The sequence below is a fragment of the Paraburkholderia tropica genome (assembly GCF_914484835.1).
GTDB classification, from domain to species: domain Bacteria; phylum Pseudomonadota; class Gammaproteobacteria; order Burkholderiales; family Burkholderiaceae; genus Paraburkholderia; species Paraburkholderia tropica_A.
In genome coordinates this window covers 26,875-49,473 of sequence record NZ_CAJZAR010000042.1, presented here as the reverse complement: position 1 = coordinate 49,473, position 22,599 = coordinate 26,875, and the positions used below count along the sequence as shown (strand labels likewise).

The 22,599-nt window shown below is 67.8% G+C and carries 14 protein-coding genes; 8 read left to right on the top strand and 6 right to left on the bottom strand.

Annotated elements, in window-relative coordinates:
• Positions 1-6 precede the first annotated feature (6 nt).
• The 3 genes from LDO54_RS12195 to LDO54_RS12185 form a co-directional block, all read right to left on the bottom strand.
• The gene (locus LDO54_RS12195; protein ID WP_224010573.1) at positions 7-903 is read right to left on the bottom strand and encodes a transglutaminase family protein; all 897 of its coding nucleotides are present in this window, start codon (positions 901-903) and stop codon (positions 7-9) included.
• Positions 900-3,632: a circularly permuted type 2 ATP-grasp protein gene (locus tag LDO54_RS12190; RefSeq protein ID WP_224010571.1), complete on the bottom strand. Its 2,733-nt coding sequence runs from the start codon at positions 3,630-3,632 to the stop codon at positions 900-902. Before LDO54_RS12190 ends, LDO54_RS12195 begins: the two co-directional genes overlap by 4 nt.
• Before the next feature lie 101 nt (positions 3,633-3,733).
• Positions 3,734-7,255, bottom strand: a complete 3,522-nt coding sequence (locus LDO54_RS12185) for a DUF2126 domain-containing protein (RefSeq protein ID WP_224010569.1) — start codon at positions 7,253-7,255, stop codon at positions 3,734-3,736.
• A gap of 158 nt (positions 7,256-7,413) precedes the next feature.
• Here LDO54_RS12185 and LDO54_RS12180 point away from each other — a divergent pair, with 158 nt between their 5' ends.
• The gene (locus LDO54_RS12180; RefSeq protein WP_224010566.1) at positions 7,414-8,538 is read left to right on the top strand and encodes a zinc-binding metallopeptidase family protein; all 1,125 of its coding nucleotides are present in this window, start codon (positions 7,414-7,416) and stop codon (positions 8,536-8,538) included.
• Positions 8,539-8,598: 60 nt separating this feature from the next.
• Here the strand turns inward: LDO54_RS12180 and LDO54_RS12175 are convergent, their stop codons facing one another.
• Positions 8,599-10,071: a circularly permuted type 2 ATP-grasp protein gene (locus LDO54_RS12175; RefSeq protein ID WP_224010565.1), complete on the bottom strand. Its 1,473-nt coding sequence runs from the start codon at positions 10,069-10,071 to the stop codon at positions 8,599-8,601.
• 144 nt (positions 10,072-10,215) lie between these two features.
• Entirely contained in the window at positions 10,216-10,887 is a 672-nt protein-coding gene (locus tag LDO54_RS12170) for a glutathione S-transferase family protein (RefSeq protein WP_224010562.1), read from the bottom strand.
• A gap of 368 nt (positions 10,888-11,255) precedes the next feature.
• Here LDO54_RS12170 and LDO54_RS12165 point away from each other — a divergent pair, with 368 nt between their 5' ends.
• On the top strand, positions 11,256-12,662 hold the full coding sequence (locus tag LDO54_RS12165; protein WP_224010560.1) for a polyhydroxyalkanoate depolymerase: 1,407 nt from the start codon (positions 11,256-11,258) through the stop codon (positions 12,660-12,662).
• A gap of 19 nt (positions 12,663-12,681) precedes the next feature.
• Here the strand turns inward: LDO54_RS12165 and LDO54_RS12160 are convergent, their stop codons facing one another.
• The gene (locus tag LDO54_RS12160) at positions 12,682-13,128 is read right to left on the bottom strand and encodes a cupin domain-containing protein (protein ID WP_224010558.1); all 447 of its coding nucleotides are present in this window, start codon (positions 13,126-13,128) and stop codon (positions 12,682-12,684) included.
• An 883-nt stretch (positions 13,129-14,011) separates the two neighbouring features.
• On the opposite strand from LDO54_RS12160, the gene bcsD reads away from it, so the two are divergent.
• The 6 genes from bcsD (at position 14,012) to bcsZ (ending at position 22,578) form a co-directional block, all read left to right on the top strand.
• Positions 14,012-14,467: a cellulose biosynthesis protein BcsD gene (bcsD, locus tag LDO54_RS12155; RefSeq protein WP_224010556.1), complete on the top strand. Its 456-nt coding sequence runs from the start codon at positions 14,012-14,014 to the stop codon at positions 14,465-14,467.
• A 166-nt stretch (positions 14,468-14,633) separates the two neighbouring features.
• Positions 14,634-15,662 (top strand): cellulose biosynthesis protein BcsP, encoded by a 1,029-nt coding sequence (gene bcsP / locus LDO54_RS12150; RefSeq protein WP_253074391.1) that lies wholly within the window; start codon positions 14,634-14,636, stop codon positions 15,660-15,662.
• Positions 15,659-16,450 (top strand): cellulose biosynthesis protein BcsQ, encoded by a 792-nt coding sequence (gene bcsQ, locus LDO54_RS12145; RefSeq protein ID WP_224010553.1) that lies wholly within the window; start codon positions 15,659-15,661, stop codon positions 16,448-16,450. The genes bcsP and bcsQ overlap by 4 nt, the downstream gene beginning before the upstream one ends.
• Positions 16,447-18,669 carry a UDP-forming cellulose synthase catalytic subunit gene (gene bcsA / locus LDO54_RS12140; RefSeq protein ID WP_224010551.1) on the top strand — a complete coding sequence of 741 codons (2,223 nt, stop codon included), beginning with the start codon at positions 16,447-16,449 and terminating at the stop codon, positions 18,667-18,669. The genes bcsQ and bcsA overlap by 4 nt, the downstream gene beginning before the upstream one ends.
• 125 nt (positions 18,670-18,794) lie before the next feature.
• The gene (gene bcsB / locus LDO54_RS12135) at positions 18,795-21,371 is read left to right on the top strand and encodes a cellulose biosynthesis cyclic di-GMP-binding regulatory protein BcsB (protein ID WP_436975560.1); all 2,577 of its coding nucleotides are present in this window, start codon (positions 18,795-18,797) and stop codon (positions 21,369-21,371) included.
• Between the two features lies 1 nt (position 21,372).
• On the top strand, positions 21,373-22,578 hold the full coding sequence (gene bcsZ, locus LDO54_RS12130) for a cellulose synthase complex periplasmic endoglucanase BcsZ (RefSeq protein WP_224010549.1): 1,206 nt from the start codon (positions 21,373-21,375) through the stop codon (positions 22,576-22,578).
• The last annotated feature ends 21 nt before the right edge of the window (positions 22,579-22,599 follow it).

Sequence of the window (22,599 nt, the reverse complement as noted above, 5' to 3'; positions counted from 1 at the left end):
GCGGCGTCAATCGTCGTCCGGCTCGGCCCGCACGTCGACGGCCACGTCGACGCGATGCGCGCCCCCGCCCAGAATGACCCCGCGCAGCAGCGATACGTCGCTGTAATCGCGCCCGACCGCGAGCGTCACGTGGCCCTGATCGGCGAGCACGTTGTTGGTCGGATCGAGATCGACCCAGCCCGCCTGCGGCACGTGCAGCGACACCCACGCGTGCGAGGCATCCGCGCCGATCATCGGCGTGACGCCCTCGGGCGGATCGTTGCGCAGATAGCCGCTCACATAGCGCGCCGCCAAACCGAGCGAGCGCAGCCCGCCGATCATCACCTGCGCGAAGTCCTGACACACGCCGTGGCGCAATTCGAAGGCGCGCGCGGCGGGCGTGTCGAAGGCCGTCGCCGCCGGGCGATAGGCGAAGTCGCGATGAATCCGCTGCATCAGGTCGATGGCCGCCGCGAGCACCGGCGCGCCCGGCGTGAAGCTTTCGAGCGCATACGCGCGCAACGCGGGCGACAGCGCGATATTCGGCGACGCGCAGCAAAACTCCGACTCCGCATGAAACTCACCGCCCGCCGTGTAGCGCAGCGCGCGCGCCACGTCTTCCCACGCGGGCGTGGCGTCGGCGTCGAGCGTTGCATAGCGCGGCGCGAGCAGCACGCTCGTTTCCATCGTCATCTGCAGATAGTCGTGCGGCGCATCGAACGAAAAATACAGCACGTCGTTGCCGAAGGCGTCGCGGCGGCTCGTTTGATACGAGGGCGCGGGCTCGATGCGCTCGCGGTGTTCGAGCACGCGCTGCCACGGCAGTTCGAGCGGGCGGATGGTCGCGAGATGCTGCGCCGTTTCGACCAGCGTCGAATAGCGGTAGGTCGTGCGATGCGTGACGGACAGACGCGTGCCGCTCATGACCACACCTGCGCGGCGAGCGGCATCGCGTGGCTGAACCAGCGCGCGCTGATTTCGTTCGAGGCGGCGGCCATGCGCGCGGCGAGCGCGTCGCACAGCGCGGTGAGCGCCGGATAGCGGCCGTCCTCGCCGGGGTCGCAGATCGCTTCGAGATCGGGTAGCGCGTCGACGGGCGCGAGCTGCGCGGCGAACGGTTCGCGGCGCGGGCCGCCCGCCGCCTGGGCGATTTCGTCGAGACGCGTGCGCAGCCGGTCGTACACGCCGTACAGGCCGCGCGGATTGGTCGGATCGGTGACGATCAGGTCGAGCAGCGCGGGCACTTCGAGCCGCCCCGGATAGAGTGTGCGATAGGTCAGCGTGCTGTCGAACAGTTGCAGCAGCACGTCGAAACCGGCGGGCGTGGCGAGCGTGCGTTCGTGCGCGGCGATGCGCAGCACGCCGGCCATCGCCGCCACGCGCTCGATATGGCGGCCCGCGAACAGCAGACGCCAGGCTTCGTCGCGCGTCATGCGGTCGCCCTGGCAGCCGCTGATCGCGCTCAACTGCGTGGCGAGCGCGTCGAGCGCGCGGATCAGCGCCATGCGGTCGTACGGCGTGGGCTGGCGGAATTCGAGCAGCACGCCCTGGCGCGCGGGCGCGGGGGCGAGCGAGAGCGCTTGCAGCGCGTCGCGGAAGTCGTTGCGCGCGGCGAGCACCGTGCGCCAGTGATCGCTCGACAGACGGCCGCGAATTTCGCCGCACGCGTAGGCCTGGCTCGCGAGCATCTGGCCGATGCTGGGCGCGCGCGCGCTTTCGTGCAGGTTGGCGACGAGTTCGCGCTCGAAGCTGTCGAGGCCGCGGCGAGGGGCGGTGACGGATTCTTCTGTGCTCGGTGCGTTCGATGTGGGCTTGGCGCTGGCCGTTGCGTTCGTGCCCGTCACGAGACCGCTCGCAGTAGCCAGTTCGGTGAACGTGCTGAACAATTCTTCGGCGTCGCTGCCTTCGAGCGAACCGAGAATCAGTCGGCACAGGCGCACGGCGTTTTCGGCGCGCTCGCCGTATCGGCCGGCCCAGAAGAGGTTTTCGGCGGCGCGGCTCGACACGCGGCGATGCTCGCGGCGCAGATCGGCGGGCTTCATCGGGCTCGGCAGCAGCGTGAACGCCGTGCCGGGCTGGCTCGACAGCACCCAGGTATCGACGCTGCTGCCGCCCACCTGCATCGATACGGATTCCTGATGTTCTGCCGCCAGGCGCGTGAAGCCGCCCGGCAGCACGCGCCAGCCGCATTCCTGATCGGCGATCGCGTAGACGCGCAGCACCGCGGGGCGCGCGCCGAGCATGGCTGCGTCGTGGGTGGCGTCGGCGGCGTGTTCGTAACGCGGCGTGTAGCTGTAGTGCAGCGGCTGCTGGACCGTGAAGGCGTCGGGCAGTTGCTCGATGCGCTCGCGCCAGTCGGCGAGCGTCTGCGGGCCGGCCGCGAGGCCGGGCGGCACGGCGCTGCGGGCGTCCTTGCCGTTCTTCGAGGCCGCGTGCGTGCCGCCAGGCCAGGTCGGCACCAGCAGCGCTTCGGGCAGTTGCGCGAGCGCGTCGCGCCGCGCGGCGTCCTCGCCGCACCACCAGGTCGGCACGCTGGGCAGCACGAGCGGCTCGTCGAGCAGCGCCTGCGCGATGCCGGGCATGAAGCCGTGCAGCGCGGGCGATTCCACGAAGCCCGCGCCCGGCACGTTCGAGACCATCACGTTGCCCGCGCGCATCACCTGGAGCAGTCCCGGCACGCCGATGGTCGAATCCGCGCGCAACTCGACGGGGTCGCAGAACGTGTCGTCGAGACGGCGCAGCACCGCGTGTACGCGCTCCAGCCCGCCGAGCGTCTTCAGATACAGCATGTCGTCGCGCACGGTGAGGTCCTTGCCCTCGACCAGCGTGAGGCCGAGATAGCGCGCCAGAAACACGTGCTCGAAATAGGTCTCGCTGAACGGCCCCGGCGTGAGCAGCACGATATGGGGCGAGCCGCCGCGCGCGCTGTGCTCGTCGGCGCGCATGATCGCGCGCGCCGAGTCCGCGAGCGTGGCGATCAGTTGCGAATACGAGGGCGCGAGACGGTGCACGCGCATCGCGCGAAACGGCTCGGCGAACAGGCTGGAAACGATCAGGCGGTTTTCGAGCAGATAGCCGAGCCCGGACGGCGCCTCGGTGCGATGCGAGACCACGGTCCACTGGCCGTCGGGCGCGCGCGCGAGGTCGAGCGCGACGATCTGCAGATACTGGCGTCCGGGCGGCGTGAAGCCCTTCACCGCGCGCAGATAGCCGGGATGGCCGAACACCAGCGCGCCCGGCAGCAGGCCGCGCGCGAGCAGCGTCTGCGGCCCGTAGATATCGGCGACGATCTCGTTGAGCAGCCGCGCGCGCTGCGCCACGCCGCGCTCGATCAGCGCCCATTCGTCTTCGTCGATCAGCAGCGGCAGCAGGTCGAGCGACCACGGACGCGGCCCGCCGCCATCGGCGTAGACGTTATAGGTGATGTCGTTCTCGCGCACCTGGCGCGCGACCGAGGCCGCCGCGCCGTCGAGCCCCGCCGCGCCCGCCTTGCCGAGCAGCGCGAAGAACTGGCGCCACGGTTCGCGCAGCGTGCCGTCGGGCGCGCGCAGCTCGTCCCAGTGGCCGTCGCGCACGGGCAGCGAGCGTAGCGGCGCGAGCGCGAGAGTCTCGTCGGCGGCGGAGTCGAACGGCAGGGTGGATTGAGTCGGCAAGATCGTCGCTTATACGCTGATGGCGGCGCGCCCCGGCAAGCGGGGCGCGTCTTCGGTTGGGGCTGGCTGACGTATTACGTCAACCGTGTTATCGGCAGAAATCAGCCGCGCCGCAGATCCAGCGTAAACGGAAACTCCAGGCTGCGCGCGGGCGGCGCGGCCTCGAACGGGCCGGGCGTGTGCCCGGTCGTGAAGAAGCGCGCGCGCCGCCGGCTTTCCGCCTCGTACGCGTTGACCGGAAACGTCTGATAATTGCGGCCGCCCGGATGCGCAACATGATACTGGCATCCGCCGATGGCGCGGCCGCTCCACGTATCGACGATATCGATCGTGAGCGGCGCATGCGCGCCGATGGTCGGATGCAGCGAGGACGCCTGGCGCCACGCGCGAAAGCGCACGCCCGCGACGCTTTCGCTGACGCGCCCGGTCGGTTGCAGCGGCAGCGCGTGGCCGTTCACGGTCACGAGATGGCGGCTTTCGTTCAGGCCCAGCACGCGCACTTCCAGCCGCTCCACCGACGAATCCACATAACGCACCGTGCCGCCTTGCGAGCCTTCCTCGCCCATCACGTGCCACGGTTCGAGCGCGTTGCGCAGCGTGAGGGCGATGCCGCTCGTCTGCAATTCGCCCACCAGCGGGAAGCGGAATTCGAAATGCGGCGCGAACCAGGCGGCGTCGAGCGCGAAATCCGCGTCGCGCAGCTCGGCCAGCACGTCGTCGAAATCCATCTGCACGAAGGTCGAGAGCATGAAGCGGTCGTGCAGCTCGGTGCCCCAGCGCGTGAGGCGCTGCGTGTACGGCGTGCGCCAGAAGCGCGCCACCAGCGCGCGCAGCAGCAGTTGCTGCGCGAGGCTCATGCGCGCGTGCGGCGGCATTTCGAAACCGCGCAGTTCCAGCAGACCGAGGCGGCCGGTCGGGCCGTCGGGCGAGTAGAGCTTGTCGATGCAGAACTCGGCGCGGTGCGTGTTGCCGGTCACGTCGATCAGGATGTTGCGCAGCGCGCGGTCGATCAGCCAGGGCGGAACCGGTGCGCCTTTGCCGTTCGCGCCGGCCTCGCCGAAGCCGCGCAGCAGATCGACCTGACGCTGGATCTCGGCGAAGGCGATTTCGAGTTCGTAGACCTGATCGTTGCGCGCCTCGTCGACGCGCGGCGCCTGGCTCGTCGGCCCGATGAACAGGCCCGAGAACAGATAAGACAGCGACGGATGGTTGTGCCAGTACGCGATCAGGCTCGCGAGCAGATCGGGGCGGCGCAGGAACGGGCTGTCGGCGGGCGTGGCGCCGCCGAGCACGAGGTGATTGCCGCCGCCGGTGCCGGTGTGGCGGCCGTCGAGCATGAACTTCTCGGTCGAGAGCGTGGTTTCGTGCGCGGCGCGGTAGAGGAATTCGGTGCGCTCGACCAGTTCGTCCCAGTTCGACGACGGGTGGATGTTCACCTCGATCACGCCGGGATCGGGCGTGACCTGGAGCATCTTGAGGCGCGCGTCGCGCGGCGGCGGATAGCCCTCGATGACGACGGGCAGCGCGAGCTCGCGCGCGGTGGCTTCGACGGCGGCGAGCAGATCGAGATAGTCGTCGAGTTCGGCGAGCGGCGGCATGAAGACGTGCAGCTGGCCTTGCCCGCTGCCGAACGCGTCGGCTTCGGCCTTCGGACCGGCGGCGCGCGCCGGGTCGCGCGCTTCGACGCACAGCGCGGTGCGGCGGATCCAGGCCGCCGATTCGCCGCGTTGCGGGTAGCGGTTGGCGATTTCGGCGCGGGCGGCGGCGCGTGCGCTTTCGCTTTCGCCTTCGCCATTGCCGGTACCTTCAACGCCTTCCGCGCCGAACCCGCCGCTTTCCTCGCCATAGGCCTGCGCGCCCAGCTCGAACCCTTCGCGATACTGCATGCGCAATTCGGCGGCGCTGCGCAGCGGCTCGGCGGTTGCGAACGGATCGTGCGCGTGCTGCCACGGATAATCGGCCGCCGCCACCCACGGCAGCGAGTCGAGCGGCAGGCGATAGCCCATCGGCGAATCGCCCGGCATCAGATACATGCGCTCGTCGCGGAAGAACCACGGCCCGCTGACCCAACGCGGCGGCTGAAGCGCGGGCAGCGAAGCACCCACGCGCTCGCGCACCAGCGGCAGCACGTAGCCGGTCACGGCATCGAGCCCCGCGTCGAACACGCGGCGCAGGCGCAGGCGTTCCAGCTCGTCGTCGAGGCGCGAATCGAACGGATCGACGTTCACGGGCAGGCGGCGTTCGCGCCACAGGTAATACCAGGTGTCCTCGTAACCGGGCTGCACGTATTTCGATTCGACGCCCAGCTTGCCCGCCAGATGCGCGATGAAGCGTTGCGCGTCGGCGGCCGTGTGATGCGTGGGCGTGCGCTCGTCGGCGAACAAGGACGGATCGTGCCAGCACGGCTCGCCGTCGGCGCGCCAGAACAGCGAGAGCGCCCAGCGCGGCAACTGCTCGCCCGGGTACCACTTGCCCTGGCCGATGTGCAGAAAGCCGCTCGCGCCGTACTGCGCGCGCAGCTTGTCCATCAGCGCGATGGCGTAGCGGCGCTTGGTCGGCCCGAGCGCGTCGGTGTTCCATTCCGGTGCATCGCGGTCGCGCTCGGCCACGAAGGTCGGCTCGCCGCCCATCGTCAGGCGCACGTCCTGGCTGGTCAGCGCGGCGTCCACCTGCGCGCCCATCGCCTGCATCTGCGCCCATTGCTCGTCTGTGTACGGCTTGGTGACGCGCGGCGTTTCGAGCACGCGCTCGATCGTCATCGAATGCTCGAATTCGACTTCGCAGTCGTCGAGCGCGCCCGAAATGGGCGCGGCGCTGCCCGGCTCCGGCGTGCAGGCGACCGGAATATGGCCTTCGCCCGCGAGCAGGCCCGAGGTCGGATCGAAGCCGATCCAGCCCGCGCCCGGCAGATAGACCTCGCACCACGCGTGCAGGTCGGTGAAGTCGTATTCGGCGCCCACGGGGCCGTCGATCGCCTTCACGTCGGGCTTTAGTTGCAGCAGATAACCGGACACGAAACGCGCCGCCAACCCCAGTTGGCGCAGCGTCTGCACCAGCAGCCAGCCGGTGTCGCGGCACGAACCCGAGCCTTTTTCTAGCGTTTCCTCGGGCGTCTGCACGCCCGGTTCCATGCGGATCAGATAGCCGATCTCGCTTTGCAGGCGCTGATTCAACCCGACCAGGAAATCGATGGTGCGGATCTCGGCGGCGGGCGAGCGGTCGATCGATTCGACGAAGGCGGCGAAGCGCGGCGTCGGCTCGCTGCATACCAGATAGGGCGCGAGTTCGGCGGCCAGTTCGGGCGTGTAGGCGAACGGGAAGTGCTCGGCGCCCGGTTCGAGGAAGAAGTCGAACGGGTTGTAGACCGCCATTTCCGCGACCAGATCGATGGTCACGCGGAACTCGCGCATCGGCTCGGGGAACGCCAGCCGCGCCTGGTAGTTGGAGAACGGGTCCTGCTGCCAGTTCACGAAGTGGTCGGCGGGCTCCACGCGCATCGAGTACGAGACGATGGGCGTGCGGCAGTGCGGCGCGGGCCGCAGCCGCACGATGTGGGGCGCGAGATGCACGAGCCGGTCATAGCGGTACTGCGTGACATGGTTTAACGCGACACGGATGGACACATCCGACTCCTCGATCGACGTGGACGATGAAATAGGGCGCGCGCGCGGCGCGTGGCTATGATGCCGGGGCAACGAGTGCGCGATGTGACAGCGGCGCGCGGCACGCCGCGTGCTTCGCGAGGCTGCGCGCGCGGCGCATTCACTCCTGGACAGCGGCGATGAAAACCTTTCACTGCGATCACTGCAACCAACTGGTGTTCTTCGAAAACGAGCGCTGCGAACGCTGCGACGCCCGGCTCGGCTACGTGCCGCAGAGCGGCGAGATGCATGCGTTCGAGGAAGCGGGCGACGGCTTGTGGCGCGTCCGGCGCACTGCCGGGAACCCGGCGAATGAAGCGAACGAAGCGAATGAAGCGAACGAAGCCGCGCTGTTCCGCCAATGCCACAACTACGCGGTGGAAAACGTCTGCAACGGCATGATCGCTGCCGGTTCGTCCGATTCCCCCGACACGCTGTGCCGTGCCTGCCAGTTCACGCGCACGATTCCCGATCTCTCGCGGCCCGAAAACCGCGTCTACTGGTATCGGCTCGAAACCGCCAAGCGGCGTCTGCTCGCCACGCTCGCGTCGCTGGGCCTGCCGCTCGCCACGCGCGCGGACGATCCCGAACACGGCCTGCAATTCGAGTTCCTCGAAGACACCGGCGACGGCCAGCGCGTGCTCACCGGCCACGACCACGGCCTGATCACGATGAACATCGCCGAAGCCGACGACGCCCATCGCGAACGCACGCGCGTCTCGCTGCACGAACCGTATCGCACGCTGCTCGGCCATTTCCGCCACGAAGTCGGCCATTACTATTTCGACCGCCTCGTGATGGAGACGCGCCGCATCGAGCCGTTTCGCACGCTGTTCGGCGACGAGCGCGCCGACTACGCCGAAGCGCTCGCCGCGCACTACGCCAACGGCCCCGCGCCCGACTGGGCCGGGCGCTACGTGAGCGCGTATGCGTCCGTGCATCCGTGGGAGGACTGGGCCGAGACGTGGGCGCATTACCTGCATATCGTCGATACGCTCGACACCGCTACCGCCTGCGGGCTCGCGCTGCTGCCCGAACGCCGCGACGAACCGGTGCTGCTCGACCAGACGCCCGTCGACGAAGCGAGCTTCGACAACCTGATGGCGCGCTGGTTTCCGCTCACGTACGTGCTCAACAGCCTGAACCGCAGCCTCGGCATGCCGGACGGCTATCCGTTCGCGCTGGCCCCGCCGGTCATCGACAAATTGCGGTTCGTTCATCGCGTGGTTTCGGCGGCGGCTTCGACTTCGTTGGCGCGTGCGTGATGCAGTTGGTTCGGGTTCCTGAGCGTTCGCGAATGGCGGCGCGACGGTACGCCGGCGCGCTCAGCGTTCGAGCACCCACGTATCCTTGGTGCCGCCGCCCTGCGAGGAATTGACGACGAGCGAGCCCTCGCGCAGCGCCACGCGCGTGAGGCCGCCCGGCACCATGCGCACTTCCTTGCCCGAGAGCACGAACGGCCGCAGATCGATATGGCGCGGCGCGATGCCCGATTCCACCCACGTGGGGCAGGTCGAAAGCGAGAGCGTCGGCTGCGCGATGTATTTGTCGGGATTCGCGAGCAGCGCCGCACGGAACGCCTCGATTTCCGCTTTCGTCGACGCCGGGCCGATCAGCATGCCGTAGCCGCCCGCGCCGTGCGTTTCCTTCACGACCAGATCGCCGAGATGATCGAGCACGTACTGAAGGTCGTCGGGCTTGCGGCACATCCACGTGGGCACGTTGTTGAGCAGCGGTTCCTCGCCCAGATAGAAGCGCACCATGTCGGGCACATACGGATAGATCGACTTGTCGTCGGCGACGCCCGTGCCCACCGCGTTGCACAGCGTGACGTTGCCTTTGCGATAGACGTTCATGAGGCCCGCCGCGCCGAGCGTGGAGTCGGAGCGGAAGACGAGCGGATCGAGAAAGTCGTCGTCGACGCGGCGATAGATCACGTCGATGCGCTGCGGCCCCTGCGTCGTGCGCATGTACAGATAGTCGTTATCGACGAACAGATCCTGGCCTTCGACCAGTTCGCAGCCCATCTGCTGCGCGAGGAACGCGTGCTCGAAATACGCCGAGTTGTACATGCCCGGCGTGAGCACGACCACGGTGGGATTGTCGGCGCCCGAGGGCGCGGCGGCGCGCAGCGTGTCGAGCAGCAGGTCGGGATAATGCGCGACCGGCGCGATGCGGTTGCGCACGAACAGATCGGGAAAGAGCCGCATCATCATCTTGCGGTTTTCGAGCATGTACGAGACGCCCGACGGCACGCGCAGATTGTCCTCCAGCACGTAGAACTCGCCCTCGTCGGCGCGCACGATATCGATGCCCGCGATATGCGCGTAGATGTCTCGCGCCACGTTCACGCCCTGCATTTCCGGGCGATATTGCGCGTTGTTCAGAATCTGGTCGGCGGGCACGATGCCGCGCTTGACGATCTCCTGATCGTGATAGATGTCGTGGATAAAGCGGTTCAGCGCGTTCACGCGCTGGCGCAGGCCGCGCTCCAGCTTGTTCCATTCGTCGCGCTGGAAAATGCGCGGAATCACGTCGAAGGGAATCGTGCGCTCGGTGCCCGCGCCCGTGACGTCCTTCTCGCCATAGACGGCGAAGGTGATGCCCACGCGGCGGAAGATCGTGTCGGCTTCCGCGCGCTTCTTGTGCATCTGCTGCTCGCTCTGGCCGCGCATCCACGAGAAAAACTCGCGGTAATGCGCGCGCGGTTCGCCCGCCTGCGCGAACGCCGTGGCGGCCACGCCCCGAACGTCGAATTGCCCTTGCTCGAACATCTCGTTGAAGAAGGCTTGCGTCATAGTTGTTCTTCCGTCCGCTGCTTGTGCGTGCTGATGCGTGCTGGTTCGTTCTAGATACGTTCTTGTGCGGTCGCGCGATTACCTGTCGGGCCAGAACGCCCGATGCAACTTCCATGCCGACGCGAGCATGGCCAGGCGCGCCGCTCAGAACTCCATGTCGAGCTCGTCGATGTCCTCCGTTTCCGCCTTCGCGGCGGCAATCCATTCGGCCACATAGGGCTGCTTGAGCACGCGCATGCAGTACTCGCCGATGTCGGGGTCGATCGGCACGTCGTAGGTGAGCAGACGCGTGACGACGGGCGCGTACATGGCGTCGGCGGCGCTGATCTCGCCGAACAGCCAGGGACCGCCGTACTGCTGGAGGCAGTCGCGCCAGATCGTCACGATGCGATCGATGTCGTCGTGGGCGCGCGACCAGATGCGAAACGACGGAAAGTGGCCGCGCAGATTCATCGGCAGCGCGGAGCGCAGCGCGCCGAAGCCCGAGTGCATTTCGCCGCACACCGAGCGGCAATGCGCGCGCGCCTTGCGGTCGGCGGGCAGCAGATGCGCCTGCGGGCGGATTTCGGTGAGGTATTCGCAGATCGCGAGCGTGTCCCAGATCTCGTTGCCGTCGTGGCGCAAGCAGGGCACGAGGATCGACGGCGAAAGCAGCAGCAGTTCGGCGCGCGCGGCGGCGTCGTCGATCGGCACGGCGAGCGTCTCGAAGTCGAGTCCGGCGAGTTTCGCGAGCAGCCAGCCGCGCATCGACCACGACGAATAGTTGCGGCTGCTGATCGTCAAGGTCGTATTCGTCTGACTTGACTGACTTGTCATGCGGGCCTCCTCGGGCTTCAGACTCATCACACCAATCTGCGGCGCGGCGCACAGCGTTCGGGCGCGATGCACCGCGAAGGAACGCCGCGCCGCTCGCGCCTGGCGTTCGCGGTGCGCGGCGTCACGCGCCGGTCGTACGAATATCACGCGGATGTAACGCGGATGTGAACGCGCGGCGCGCTCGCATGCGCCGTGCGTGCCTCTGATCATCGGCGATTGTTCCGCGGCTCACTCGCTCGACCGTCCCCGAAAAAGTGCAAGCACCGTGCCAGTGAACGCGCGCGCGCCGCCGGGTGCCAGAGCGAGTGGCATAGCTATTGCCTCTCTTGCTCGCATTGCCGCCCATCGGCGGCCTGGAGCTTGCGCCCATGAATTTGCTTGCTTATCCGGCCTATCAGGCGTTCGCGGATGTCATGCGCCCGTGGCGCGCCGCCGCCTCGTTCGCGCGCGCGGCGCTCGCCGCGTGGCCTGGCGCGTGGCCCGCTGCCTGGCCCACACTCACCGCTGGCTTCGATGCGCGTTATCTCGACGCCTGCTGGGAACAGATCGAAATGGCCGGGCTCACGCATGCGCGTCCTCCGTTCGGCATCGACGCCGTGCAGGTGGACGGCGTGCGCACGCCGGTGATCGAGGAAGTGGTCAAGCGCACGCCGTTCGGCTCGCTGCTGCACTTTCGCAAGGACACGCCCGCGCCGCAGCCGCGCGTGCTGCTGGTCGCGCCGATGTCCGGCCACTTCGCGACGCTGCTGCGCGGCACCGTGCGCACGATGCTCGCCGATCACGACGTCTACATCACCGACTGGCACAATCCGCGTGACGTGCCGCTGGCGGCGGGGCGCTTCGGTTTCGACGAATACGTCGAGCACGTGATGGCGTTCATCCGCCGCATCGGCCCCGACGCGCATCTGGTCGCGATCTGCCAGCCGACCGTGGCCGCGCTCGCCGCCGTTTCGCTGATGGCCGCCGACAACGATCCCGCGCAGCCCGCGAGCATGACGCTGATGGCGGGGCCGATCGACTGCCGCGTGAATCCGACCAAGGTCAACGACCTCGCCAACAGCAAGCCGATCGAGTGGTTCGAGCGCAATCTGATCAGCGCGGTGCCGGGCGGTTTTCCGGGCGCGCAGCGGCGCGTCTATCCGGGCTTCGTGCAGTTGAGCGCGTTCATGTCGATGAATCTGGAGCGCCATCTGGCCTCGTTCGAGGAGATGCGCCACGAACGCGCGAAGGGCGACGCCGGAAAGGCGGACGCGATCCGCGTGTTCTATCGCGAGTACTTCGCCACCACGGACCTGACCGCCGAGTTCTATCTGGAAACGGTCAGCTCGGTGTTCCAGCAGTACGCGCTGCCGCTCGGCAAGCTCAAGGTGGGCGAGCGCCTCGTCGAGCCGCACGCGATCCGGCGCACCGCGCTGCTGACGATCGAAGGCGAAAAGGACGATATCTGCGCCGTCGGGCAGACGGTGGCCGCGCAGGAGTTGTGCTCCGGCCTGCGCCCCTATATGAAGACGCATCACGTGCAGACCGGCGTCGGGCATTACGGCGTGTTCAACGGACGGCGCTGGGACACGCAGATCTATCCGCTGGTGCGTTCGACGATCCACGACCACGAGCCGCGCGCGCGGCGCGTAGCGGCCTCGGCGTCGTCGATGGCGCTGGCTTCGGCCGATGCGGCGGACGCAGCCGGCGCGGGTCAGGTCACGCTGGGCGCCCTGCTCGCCGCCGAGGCGCACGCGGCGGCGGCCATCGCGCGGGCCGCCGAAGCCCAGCCCTAGTGACGGCGCGCCGGGTGCGTCATGGCGCCGCGGGTGCGGCGCTCTCCTGCCAGGGCGTGGGCGCGGGGACCTCGCAGGGCGCGGCCACGTCGATCGACTTGAAGTCGGCGGGACTCACGATCTCCAGATACTCCATGTCGGGCGAGTAATCGAACAGAAAGTGCGCAATGCCCGGCGCCTGATGCACGCAGTCGCCGGCCTCGACGAGCGTTTCGCGCTCGCCGTACATGAAGCGCGCCCAGCCCTTGAGCATGATGACGATATGAAAATCCGCCTCATGCCGATGCCAGCCCGTGCCCGCTTCCGGCGCCTCGTTGGCGCGCACCAGTTGCGCGACCACCTTGCCGTGCGTGGCCTCGCTGATGCCGAGATCGCGATAGACGAAGAAGTCGCGCAGTCCGCCGCCCGTGAAGGCGGTGTCCTGCGGTTTGACGTGCGAAAAACCCGTGGCGAATCCGCTTTGCATGGCAGGTCTCCCAGTGAAAAACGCGAGTGCAGATTCAAGCACGCTCCGTTCCAGCAGGCTGAAAACAGGTAATCCGGCGTTAAAGCCGCTTCAAAAGGGCGCGCAAACGATTTACGAAATTAAATCGAAAAAAATCGCGCGCCAATTCAGTGCGGATTTTCCTTGTTTTCATTAATAAAATCCCGCATTCGGGGCGTCGAGGCATTAAAGCGGGCGGATAAGCGGTGGACATCGCGTGGCCGTCTCGAAATGCATTTCGCATCGGCAGGCGAGTGGTGATCTGTCGAGTCGAGAGTGCTTCTTACTCAGGCTGCATCTCTGCCGCCGTGCGCTGGAGATGTTCTCATTCCTTTTCGAACCTTGCCTGTCCGTCGAGAATTATTCGACGCATTCAAAAACTGTTCGCCATTGCGCGCCATTATTTTCGCCAGGCGGAGGAATTGTGCTTTGATGCGGCACATTGGCGTGTGTCGATTTCGCGCGGTGCGCGGACCGGAATGCGACATCAGCAGGTCCGCCCCGAACGGTCGTGCGGCATTTTCACATTACAAAATCATGACAATCGCCCGAAAGAATTGGTAATGCGGCGTACCTGTAAAAAGGGATCGAACCGTGGCCCGGCAGAAATATCGTCGGATTAACAATAAATGCGTGCGTTATACTTCGGCTTCCGAGAATGCGGTGCTGATTCCGTATGAAATATTTCAAGGCTTAGTCTGAAATGTTTCGTTCGCTTATCAGACTTTACTCGATATTTCAAATAGCTTTCATCGCGCGCGGTAGTCAGGCGGGGGCCTGTGACACGTCACGTCTGTGTCACGAACGCCGTGCAGTTGAGAAGTGCAAAACCTGGTGTTTCGACCTGAACTGGACCAGCCTGCCCATGCCGACCGTCGTCGATTTCCTGCTTGAGCAACATCTTTCCCCTCAGTGGCGCGGCCTGTTGAGCGCCCTCGCCGCGGAGTTCGAGTCTCAGTTGAGCCCCGACGAGTTGCGTCAATTGATGTTCCGCGTCGGCGCGCGCTTCGCCGGCAGCCACGCGTTGCCGCCGTGCGAGTCCACCGATGACCTCGCCGATGCGTTGAATGCGCACTGGTCGGGCATCCAGTGGGGCTATGTGGAACTCGCCGACGAAGGCGAGTACCTGCGCATCCTCCATTACGGCGCGCCGCTCGCGGCGTTCGGCAACGCGGCGCTCGCCTGGACGCCCGCCTTCCTGCAAGGCTGCTATCAGGCCTGGCTCGACGCGATGGGCGCGGCCGAGCTGGTGGTGGCGCAGGCGGACGTGCCCGACGAGGGTTACGTCGTCGAATTCCGTCTCGCGCGCGCAACAGCCTGAAGACGGACGGCGCGCGTGCCGTTATAGATCCATCGACCCGCGCGTGTGTCTTGCTCGCGCTGCCCTGAGGTTCGCGTGCGGCGCGTGTCAGCAGTGTCCGGTGGTTATCGGCAGGTTTTACCGTTTTGTCAGTCCTTGATTATGGCTACGGCCAGTGAGTCGTCTCATGAGCACCTCGCGCGATGTCAAAGCGCTCTTCGACCGGTTCGGCGGAGACGCGAGCAGTTATCGGGAAATCCGTATGGAAAACGAGGCCCGCGATGCGCGCGGGCGCTGGCCGTTGCTCGGCATGATCGATCCGCGTGAGGTCGATCTGTCGGCGGCGGAAGCGAGGCCGGGCGCCCCGCAGGCGCCCGAGCTGCGCGTGAAGGTGCCGCGCGCCCAGCGCGACGACACCCAGGCCGCGTTGCGCCAGTCGGCGCCGCTGTTCACGCGTTCGCCGCGACGCGATGTGCCGCCGGTGATCCGCAAGGAAAAGCCCGCCGCGCCCGCGAGCAGCGCATTCCGTTTTTCGCCGATCCCGGCCGCGCGTCTCGACGCGGCGGCGGGCGATGAGCAGGACGCCGCGAACGCGCTCACGAAATCGGTCGCCGATGCGCAGCCGAATCCCGCGCCGCTTGCCTTCGCGATGCCCGCGACGGGTGACGCTGCGTCTGCGGCCGATGCGGGCGTTTCGTCTGATGTGAATCGCGCGAATGCCACCGTGAATGCCGCCGTGAATGCCGCCGCGAATGAAGCCGCAAGCGCCGACACGGCGCGCGCCTTGCCGCCGCTCGCTCCGCGTTTCGCGCAACCGGCGTCTGTGCTGGGCGCGTCGGCGGTGCCGGGTTTCGCGCGAACGCAGATGCAAATGCAAACCCAATCGCCAACGCCCGCACCCGCGATCGCCGCCAAGGCCGCGAACCTCGCGGGCACGCCGCGTGCACTGGGCGCGACCAGCGCGATCAGCACGGCGTCGCGCCCGGCATCCGCCGTGGTCGCGCCGCTGAAAAAACTCTTTGGCCGCGTCGCCGCGAGCGACAACGGCACGCGTGCCCATGCACCGGCGCCCGAAGCGGCTCCCGCACGGCTCGACAATCTGTTCGACCGCCTGCGCGGCGGCAATGCCAGCCATACCGGCAACAGCGGCAAGAACGGCGGCAGCGAAGCGGCATCGCGCCGTCCGTGGTTTCTCAAGGGAGTGAGCGGGCCATGAAAGTGGTGAGTGTGGTGTCGGCGAAAGGCGGCGTCGGCAAGACGACCGTCGCGGCGAATCTCGCCTCGGTGCTCGCGGCGCAGGGCCGCCATGTGGTGGCGCTCGACCTCGATCCGCAGAACTCGCTGCGGCTTTACTTCGGCGTGCCGCTCGACAGCGTCGACGGCCTCTCGCGCGCCGCGCTCACGGGCGCGCCCTGGCAGAGCGCGATGGTCGACGGCAGCGACGGCGTGGTCGTGCTCGCGTTCGGTGCGCTGATCGAAGAAGAACAGCATCTGTTCGAACGCCATCTCGACGAAAACCCGCAATGGCTGCTGCGCGGCCTGGAGTCGCTGCGTCTCGACGCGCCCGATATCGTCGTGATCGACACGCCGCCGGGCTCGTCCGCGTACACGCGCGCCGCGCTCAGCGCCGCCGATTTCGCCGTCAACGTGGTGCTCGCCGACGCCGCCTCGTATGCCGCGATCCCGCAGATGCAGCGCATGATCGACGCCTACGCCGCGCCGCGCCCCGAGTTTCGCGGCGAGGGCTACGTGGTGAATCAGGTCGATCAATCGCGCCAGCTCAACAAGGACGTGTTGCGCGTGCTGCGCGACATGCTCGGCGACCACATGTTTCCGGGCGTCGTGCACGACGACGAAGGCGTGAGCGAATCGCTCGCCTGCAACACCACGGTCGTGCGCTACGACCCGCTGTGCCAGGCCGCCGCCGACATGCGCGCGTTCGGCGCATGGCTGCTCGCGGCGCTCGAATCCGATCGCGCGTCGTCGCGCAGGAGCGTCGCATGAGCACGGTTCAGTCGGGGCCCGGCGCGGGATCGGGAGCGCGGGAAGAGGGCGGCAAGGGCACCTCGCGGCTTGAGCGTTTCGCCGATTCGCGCATCTGGAGCAGTCTGCCCGTGATGGCGGTGCTCACGCTGTTCTCGCTGTGCGCGCTGTTTTTCGTCTTCACGGTGCCGCTGCCCGACCGCGAGCAACTGATCTTCGCGATCTGCTGCTTCGTCTGCGCGCTGTTCTTCCGCCGTTTCGCGGGCCACTACGCCACGCTCGTGATGATCATGCTGTCGGTGATGGCGTCGGGCCGCTACATGTACTGGCGGCTCACGGAAACCACCTACTGGTCGCGTCCGCTCGACGCCGTCTGGGGCCTGCTGCTCGTGTCCGCCGAAGTCTATGCCGCGCTCGTGCTGATGCTCGGCTACTTCCAGACCGCCTGGCCGCTCAAGCGCAAGCCGGTGCCGCTGCCCGCCTCGCGCACGGACTGGCCGACCGTCGACATCTTCATTCCGACCTACAACGAGCCGCTCTCGGTCGTGAAGCCGACGATCTACGCGGCGCTCGCGCTCGACTATCCGTCCGACAAACTCTCGATCCACGTGCTCGACGACGGCCGCCGTCCCGACTTCAAGGCCTTCTGCGAAGAAGTGGGCGTGAACTGGACGATCCGCGCGCACAACCGCCACGCGAAGGCGGGCAATATCAACGAAGCGCTCAAGATCACCGATGGCGAATACTTCGCGATCTTCGACTGCGATCACATTCCCACGCGCTCGTTTTTGCAGGTCTGCCTCGGCTGGTTTCTGCGCGACAAGAAGCTCTCGATGCTGCAAACGCCGCACCACTTCTTTTCCGCCGATCCGTTCGAGCGCAACCTCGGCACCTTCCGCAAGGTGCCGAACGAAGGCGAGCTGTTCTACGGCCTCGTGCAGGACGGCAACGATCTCTGGAACGCCACGTTCTTCTGCGGCTCGTGCGCGCTGCTGCGCCGCTCGATGGTCGAAGAGATCGGCGGCATTGCCGTGGAAACCGTGACCGAGGACGCGCACACGGCGCTCAAGCTGCATCGGCTCGGCTACACCACGGCGTATCTGGCGATTCCGCAGGCCGCCGGTCTCGCGACCGAAAGTCTCTCGGGCCACATCGGCCAACGGATTCGCTGGGCGCGCGGCATGACGCAGATTTTCCGCGTCGACAATCCGCTGATGGGCAAGGGCCTCTCGTTCGGCCAGCGCCTCTGCTATCTGAACGCGATGATGCACTTCTTCTACGGCATCCCGCGTCTCGTGTTTCTCACCGCGCCGCTCTCGTTCCTGTTCTTCGGCGCGCACGTGATCCAGGCGTCGGCGGCCACCATCGCGCTGTTCGCGCTGCCGCACATGTTCCATGCGAACGTCACGAACTCGCGCATGCAGAGCCAGTTCCGCCATTCGTTCTGGGCCGAGGTCTACGAGTCGGTGCTCGCGTCGTACATCACCGCGCCGACGCTGCTCGCGCTGATCAACCCGAAGCTCGGCAAGTTCAACGTGACGGCCAAGGGCGGCAAGATCGCCGAGAATTATTTCGACTGGGCGATCTCGCGGCCGTATCTGATCCTGCTGATGCTGAACCTGATCGGCTTCCTGGTCGGGCTCTGGCATATCCACGCGTACTGGCACGTCAAGAGCGTGGTCAACACGACGCTGCTGAACCTCGCGTGGACGGCCTACAACATGCTGATTCTCGGCGCGAGCGTGGCCGCCGCCAACGAGCACAAGCAGGTGCGCTCGGTGCACCGCGTCGCCATGAAGATGCCGGTGATGCTGCGTTTCGGCACGGGCCGCACGCTCGCGTGCGAGACGCTCGACTACTCCGAAGGCGGCGTGGGCGTCGCGCTGCCGCAGAACATTGCGATTCCGCTGCACGAGAACGTGACGGTGTCGCTGTTTCGCGGCGATGAGGAATACGCGTTTCGCGCGACCGTGAGCTTTTCGGCGCCGGGTCGCGCGGGCCTTCAGTTCCTCGAAATGACGAAGGCGCAGGAATTCGACTTCGTGAAGACGACTTTCTCGCGCGCCGATGCGTGGACCGGCTGGGCCGAGGGCCGTCAGGCCGACGCCCCGCTGCGCGCGCTCTCGAACGTGCTGGGGGCGGGCGTGGGCGGCATCGGCGGCCTGTTCCAGCATCTCTACGCAGACTTGCGCGCCTGGGGAAAGCGCGGCGGCAAGCGGACCGGACAACAAGACAGCTAAGACACATGAAGAAAGGGAGCGGTTTGTCACGCCCGCACGCGCGTTCGGGCGAGCAGGAGAGCGCGCGTCTCGCGGCGGCTCGGATCGATGGGCGACGTGCGCAGGATGCGGGTGAGGTGGATGCGATGAACGCGGCGGACGCGATCGGCGCGCAGCGTTTGCCGCGCCTCGCGCGCGCGCTGGTCTGCGGCCTCGCGGTGCAGTTGTGCGCCGCGCCGTTCATGACGTTCGCGCCGCTGGCGATGGCGGCATCGGCGACGGCGTCCACCAACGCGACGAATGCTACGAACGCCGCAAACGCCACGAACGCCACGAACGCCGCGACGAAATCCGCCGCACCGGGCGACGCACCGCCGCCGCTGCCGGGCGCGAACCACAGCGCCGCCGACGGCGCGACCTCGGTCGGCTCCGCGCCGCCGCCCGGTCCCGCGCAGACTTTCGACCCGCAGGCGGGCGCGCAGCCCGCGTTCGCGCTGCCGTCGCCGCCGCTGCCGCGCGAGCAGCAGAAGCTGCTGGGCATGCGTCCGCCCACGACCGCGAATCCCGGCACGCTGGTGCCCGGCGGCCGCCGCCAGACGCTCACGTTCGCCGACCTCGGCGCGCTCGATCCGCTGCAACTGCGCGGCACCGACGGCCAGAACGGCGTGCCGTTCTCCGTGCGCAACGACGAAGTCGTGACCGGCGCCACGCTGCATCTGATCTACAGCTACTCGCCCGCGCTGCTGCCCGAACTCTCGCAGCTCAAGGTGCTGATCAACGGCGAAGTGGCCGCGACGCTGCCCGTGCCGCAATCGCAGGGCGGCACCACGGTCGCGCGCGACGTGCCGCTCGATCCGCGCTTCATCACCGAGTTCAATCACCTGAACGTGCAGCTGATCGGCCATTACACGCGCCGCTGCGAAGATCCCGCGAATTCCGCGCTCTGGGCCACGGTCAGCAACGCGAGTTCGCTCGATCTGACCTACGCCTCGCTGCCGACGAAGCCCGATCTCGGCGCGCTGCCGCAGCCGTTCTTCGACCGCCGCGACGTGCGCCGCCTCGAACTGCCGATGGTGTTCGCCACGAAGCCCGACGCCGCCACGCTCGAAGCCGCGGGCACGCTCGCCTCGTGGTTCGGCTCGCTGGCCGGTTATCGCGGCGCGGTCTTCCCGGCGCAGGTGGGCAACGCGCCGCTTTCGGGCAACGCCGTGGTGTTCGCGCTCGCCGACTCGCATCTCGACGGCGTGACGCTGCCCGCGATCAGCGGCCCGACCATCGCCGTGGTCGAGCGCGCCGCGCCCGCGCGCGGCGAACTGCTGCTCGTGCTCGGCCGCAACGGTTCGGAACTGAAGACGGCGGCCAGCGCGCTCGCGCTCGGCCAGAACACGCTGTCCGGCACCAACGTGACGATCGGCCAGCTCGTGACGCTCAAGCCGCGCACGCCGTACGACGCGCCGAACTGGCTGCCCTCGAACCGTCCCGTGCGCTTCGGCGAACTGGCCGACGAGCGCGCGCTCTCGGTCACGGGCTACGACGCCGGCGCGATCGCGATCAATCTGCACGTGCCGCCCGACATGTTCATGTGGAACACGAAGGGCGCGCCGCTCGATCTGCGCTATCGCTACACGGTGCGCCCGCGCCCGGACCGCTCGTCGCTGAATATCAGCGTCAACAACAGCTTCGTGCAGGCGCTGGAAATTCCGGCCGTCGATCCGTCGCGCTTCAGCCTCGGCCACTTCCTCGGCCGCTTCGGCGCGCAGGCGTACACGACGGGCGTGACGCGCCGCATCGTCTACGTGCCGCCGCTGCTGCTCACGCCGCGCTCGCAGTTGCGCATGCACTACTTCTACGACATCCCGAACACGGGCGAATGCTCGGGCCGTCTGATGCCGAACGTCGAAGGCTCGATCGATCCCGATTCGACCATCGATCTGTCGTCGTTCCCGCACTACATGGCGCTGCCCGATCTGGCCGCGTTCGCGAACAGCGGCTTCCCGTTCACGCGCATGGCCGACCTCTCGCAGACGGCCGCGATCCTGCCCGACGATCCCACCTCGGGCGACTACAGCCTGTTCCTGCTGGCGATGGGCCGCATGGGCGAATCGACGGGCTATCCGGTCACGGGCGTGACGGTGGCCGGTCCCGGCGACATCGACCGTCTCGCCGACAAGGATCTGCTGCTGCTCGGCGGCCCCGGCCGTCAACCGCTGCTGCAACGCTGGGCGAAGTCGATGCCGTTTTCGAGCGACGGCGACACCACCACCTTCACGCTCTCCGACCTCGGCTTCAAGGTCGAGGACTGGTGGCACGGCTCGCACGGCGCGGAACGCACGCCCGCGCGCGCCGATCTCTCGCTCGTGAGCAACGGCGGCAGCGCGCTGATCGCGGGCTTCGAGTCGCCGCTCCAGTCGGGGCGCAGCGTGGTCGCGCTGATCAGCTCGCCGGGCGAGTCGGAAGCCGACATGACCTCGGCGCTGCTCGACGCCGACGTGCTGCCGCAGCTCCAGGGCGCGATGGCCGTGGTCCACGGCCGCTCGGTCACGGTGACGTCGAACGGCGATACGTACTACGTCGGCAAGCTCTCGCCGCTCGAATACGCGCGCTGGGTGCTGTCGTCGCATCCGCTGTTGCTGCTGCTCGGCGGCGTGCTCGCGGCCATCGTGATCGCCGCGCTGTTCTATCGCGTGCTGCGCGGCATCGCCGCGCGCCGGCTCAAGGATTGACATGATGCCGACCCAACGTCGTCCCCGAGGCAATCCGCGTTCATCGCTGGCCGCGTCGGTCACGCTGGCCGCCGCGCTGCTGTGCGCCACGGCGGCGGGCGCGGCCCGCGCGCAGTCGTCGCCGGCGCCGGCTTCCGCGTGCGGCGACTGGCCCGCTTACCGCGCCTTCATGACGCGCACGGTGCAAGCCGACGGACGCGTGCTCGACGCCACCACGCCGGTGCAGCAGAGCACCTCGGAAGGCCAGTCCTACGGCCTGTTTTTCGCGCTCGTCGCGAACGACCGCGCGGGCTTCGACCGCATGCTCGGCTGGCTGCGCGCCAATCTCGCGGGCGGTCAGTTCGACGCGAACAATCTGCATCTGCCCGCGTGGCAGTGGGGCCATAAACCCGACGGCAGCTGGGGCGTGATCGATCCGAATCCGGCCTCCGATTCCGATGTGTGGATCGCCTACGACCTGCTCGAAGCAGGCCGTCTGTGGCGCGCGCCCGAGTACACGGCGCTCGGCACCGCGCTGGCCGCGCAGATCGCCAAACGCGAAGTGACCGATCTCGCGGGGATCGGGCCGATGCTGCTGCCGGGGCCGCAAGGTTTCGTCAACGGCGACGTTACGCGCCTGAATCCGAGCTATTCGCCGCTGCCGGTGCTGCGCGGTCTCGCGTCGGCGCTCAAGGGCGGGCCGTGGAGCGCGCTCGCGCAGAACGGCTACAAGCTCGTCGCGGGCACCGCGCCGCGCGGCTTCGCGCCCGACTGGGCGGCGTGGCACGCGGGGCAGTTCGTCGTCGATCCGAAAACGGGCGATGTCGGCAGCTACGACGCGATCCGCGTCTATCTCTGGGCCGGTCTCGCGAATGCCGCCGACCCGCTCGCGAAGCCCTGGCTGAATGCCGTGCGCGGCATGGCCGAGCGCGTCGCGCAAACCGGCGTGCCGCCCGAGAAGGTGGCGGCCGCGACCGGCGACGGCAGCGGCGAAGGGCCGCTCAGCTACTGGGGCGCGCTCGCGCCGTATTTCGCGGCGCTCGGCGACACGAAGAGTCTCGCGCTGGCGCGCTCGCGCCTCGCCGCGCTCGACAGCGTCACGCCGGGCCGCGAGCCCGTCTATTACGACCGCGTGCTCGGCCTGTTCGGCGCGGGCGCGGTGGAAGGCCGCTATCGCTTCGACGCGAGCGGGCGGCTCGTGCCCGCGTGGGAGGGCGCATGCCGATGAGCGCGTGCCTGGATCAGCAGA